A 3,496-nucleotide genomic window follows, 5' to 3' on the forward strand; every position below is an offset into this window, starting at 1 on the left:
AAATCGCGAATCCGAGCGGGATCAGCAGGTAGAGCAAGCGGAACAGCAGCAGCGCCGCCAGCACGCCGTCCTGCGGCGCGCCCGGCATGCTCTTCAGGAAGACCAGTTCGAACACGCCGATGCCGCCTGGCGCATTGGAGGCGAGCGCCGCCGAAAAAGAGAAGATGAACACCGCGACGACGACGATGAAGCCGGGGTTGCCGGTTTCCGGCAAAGCAAAATAGATGATGCCCGCCGCGCCGATGATTTCCGCCGGCGCCGCGATCAACTGCCGCACGACGATGTTCCAGCGCGGATAGGCGATCCGCGCGCCGCGCAAGGTCAGCGAGGGCAGCCTCAGCAACGATCCGGCCACATAGAGCGCAATGACGCCAAGACAGGCCAGACCGATGGTCCGCGCCGTCGAGGGATGGGTCAGGAAATGCGGCAGGATGTCGCCGAGCTGCGCCAGCGCCTCGGGCTTCAGCAGCAAGGCGACGCCGCCGACCACCACTTCGCCGAGCAGGAAGGTCAGCGAACAGAGCGCGACCAGAACCGCGATCTGGGCCGTGTTGAGCCCTTTCGACGTATAGCCGCGATAGCGCACCATGGCGCCCGACACGACCGAGGCGCCGATATTATGCGACAAGGCATAGGTGGTGAAGGAGCAGAGCGCGATGAAGCGCCAGGAAATATGGCGCACGCCCAGATGCAGCAGCGCGATCCAGTCGTAATAGGCCAAAGCGACATAGGCCACGATGGTCGCGCCGACCGACAGAAGGTAATGGGAAACGGGAATCGCTTTGAAGGCCGCGATCAGCTGCGGACCGAGCGACTGGCCCTGAAATTCCTGGAACAGAAGCCAGAACGAGGCCAGGACGGCGACAAAACCAAGCGCGGGCCAGAAATAATCGAGATTGCGTCTGATGAAATCCATCCGGGCCCTGCAACGCTCGAACAGCGCCGGACGATTCGTCGCGCCGGCCTGGGCATCCTTTGCAACAGGCGGCCGTCGAGCGCAAGCCCGGATTGCCTCCGGGCCTGACATGATTGGCTTTTCAGGCGCGCGCGCCGCGCAGCGCGCCGAATTCGGGCGCCTCGCGGGACAGGTCGCCCAGAACGGAGGATTTTTCGCGGCCTTCCAGCACCTGCGCCTTGTTCAGCTCCTCATTGGCCGCGTCGAACAGAGCGCGGGCCTCGTCGAGCTGGCCTTTCAGCTCCTCGGCCGAGTGCAGCAGATTGTCGCGGCGCGTGCGCGCGGCGCGGGCATAAGTCGGATAGGCGTAATGCGTCACGTCGGCGACGCCGGACTTCTGTTCCTCGGAGGCGATCTCGCGGTCGAGCTCGCCGGCCATCCGATGAAACTCGGCGATCATCATTTCGATCTGGGCCAGGCGGCGGCGTTTTTCCTCCACCTGGAAGCGCTTGAGACGGACGAGCGTATCCCGCGATTTCATCACCAATAACTCCAAGGACGCAGGCTGAAAGGATCTTTCAACCACGAGGAACAATATCCGCGAGACAGGCGCAGACTGCCGCATGGAGGTTGCCGTTTTCTTACCCGGCGAGGGGAAAATCCGCTATTTCGCCAAAATTGTTGCGATACGCGGTAAAAGGCCGCGACCCTGTAAGCCTTCGTTAACCCCCGTGCTTAACACTCGTTGTTAAGTTCTTGCCATCGCGCCGACCGGGGCGCCGCGGTGGGGACGGAAGGGCGCGCGCGGGGGTCTGAAGCCACGGGCGGACCGTCTTTCCACAAGAGTTTTAACTTGCGGTCGAGGAGCTGACGCAATCGAGCGGAAAACGGCGCCGAAGTCCCTTGCCAGAGGGAATCATCCTTTGTTAACCATTCGGCGTTAAGGGTTTTCAAATTGATTTGCGTGGGCGCTCGTCTTGGGCCGATGGCTGGCCGCTATCCCGGCGGCGGCTTCGGCCGGCGTCGCAATCCTTGGGGCGGGGTGAGGACTTCACATGCGCGTATTATTGATTGAAGACGACAGCGCAACCGCGCAAAGCATCGAATTGATGCTCAAGTCCGAGAATTTCAATGTCTATACCACCGACCTCGGCGAAGAAGGCATCGATCTCGGCAAGCTCTACGATTACGACATCATCCTGCTCGACCTCAACCTGCCCGACATGTCCGGCTACGAGGTCCTGCGGACGCTGCGCGTCGCCAAGGTCAAGACGCCGATCCTGATCCTGTCCGGCCTCGCCGGCATCGAGGACAAGGTCAAGGGCCTCGGCTTCGGCGCCGACGATTACCTGACCAAGCCCTTCCACAAGGACGAACTGGTCGCGCGCATCCACGCCATCGTCCGCCGCTCCAAGGGCCACGCCCAATCGGTCATCGCCACCGGCGACCTCGTCGTCAATCTCGACCAGAAGACCGTCGAGGTGGGCGGCGCCCGCGTGCATCTGACCGGCAAGGAATATCAGATGCTGGAGCTGCTCTCGCTCCGCAAGGGCACGACGCTCACCAAGGAAATGTTCCTCAACCATCTCTATGGCGGCATGGACGAGCCGGAGCTGAAGATCATCGACGTCTTCATCTGCAAGCTCCGCAAGAAGCTCGCCAACGCCAGCGAAGGCCGCAATTATATCGAGACCGTCTGGGGCCGCGGCTATGTGCTGCGCGAGCCCTCCGACGCCGACGAGCGCATCACCGCCTGATCGCCCCCGCCCGGGCCGAAAAAGAACCCCGCCGATCCGGCGGGGTTTTTCGTTTCGCGGCCGCGTCTCAGAACTCCAGGCAGATCTTGCCGAAATGCTTGTTGGTTTCCTGATATTTGAAGGCGTCGGCAAGCCCCTCCAGCCGGAAGCTGCGGTCGATCACCGGCTTCATCCGATTGGCGTCGATGGCGCGGATCATTTCGATCTGCTGGCGACGGCTGCCGACCAGCACGCCCTTCAACTGCAATTGCTTCAGCAGCGCGGTGATCATCGGGAACGGACCGGCGAGGCCAGTCAGAATGCCGATCAGCGCAATATGGCCGCCGATCCGCGCGGCGGTCATGGATTGCTCCAGCGTGTTCGGCCCGCCGATCTCGATGACATGATCGACGCCGCGCCCGTCGGTGAAATCGCGCGCGAGTTCGCCCCAGTTCGGATTTTTGCGATAGTCGATCAGGTAATCGGCGCCGAGTTCGGACAGCTTTTCGAGCTTTTCCGCGCTCGACGAGGTGGCGATCACGGTCGCGCCGGCCATTTTGGCGAATTGCAGCGCGAAAATGGAGACGCCGCCCGTGCCCTGCACCAGCACGGTCTCGCCCGCCTTGAGCTGGCCGTCGTCATGCAGAGCGCGCCAGGCGGTCAGACCGGCGGTGGTGAGCGTCGCGGCCTCGGCATGGGTGAAATTCTTCGGCGCGCGCGTGAAGGCTTTGGCCGAAATTGTCACGACCTCCCGCGCATAGCCGTCCTGACCGTCGCCGGGAACGGTGGCGAAATCGGAAAAGGGCGGCGCGCCATCCTCCCAGCCGGGAAAGAAGGCGCTGACCACCGCGTCGCCCACGGCGAA

At 62.8% G+C, this 3,496-nt stretch carries 4 protein-coding genes; 1 reads left to right on the forward strand and 3 read right to left on the reverse strand.

Features of this window, described 5'->3' with window-relative positions:
- Positions 1–916 (reverse strand): UPF0104 family protein (locus tag ACE3S9_RS16760; protein WP_374547616.1); only part of this gene is annotated, 916 nt, incomplete at its 3' end.
- 121 nt (positions 917–1,037) lie between these two features.
- On the reverse strand, positions 1,038–1,436 hold the full coding sequence (locus ACE3S9_RS16765; RefSeq protein WP_374547617.1) for a flagellar export protein FliJ: 399 nt from the start codon (positions 1,434–1,436) through the stop codon (positions 1,038–1,040).
- Positions 1,437–1,950: 514 nt separating this feature from the next.
- On the opposite strand from ACE3S9_RS16765, the gene ctrA reads away from it, so the two are divergent.
- On the forward strand, positions 1,951–2,652 hold the full coding sequence (ctrA, locus tag ACE3S9_RS16770; RefSeq protein ID WP_374547618.1) for a response regulator transcription factor CtrA: 702 nt from the start codon (positions 1,951–1,953) through the stop codon (positions 2,650–2,652).
- Positions 2,653–2,719: 67 nt separating this feature from the next.
- Here the strand turns inward: ctrA and ACE3S9_RS16775 are convergent.
- A partial coding sequence (locus ACE3S9_RS16775; RefSeq protein ID WP_374547619.1) for an NAD(P)-dependent alcohol dehydrogenase occupies positions 2,720–3,496 on the reverse strand: 777 nt, incomplete at its 5' end.

This window comes from Rhodoblastus sp., assembly GCF_041915505.1.
In the GTDB taxonomy this organism is placed as follows: domain Bacteria; phylum Pseudomonadota; class Alphaproteobacteria; order Rhizobiales; family Beijerinckiaceae; genus Rhodoblastus.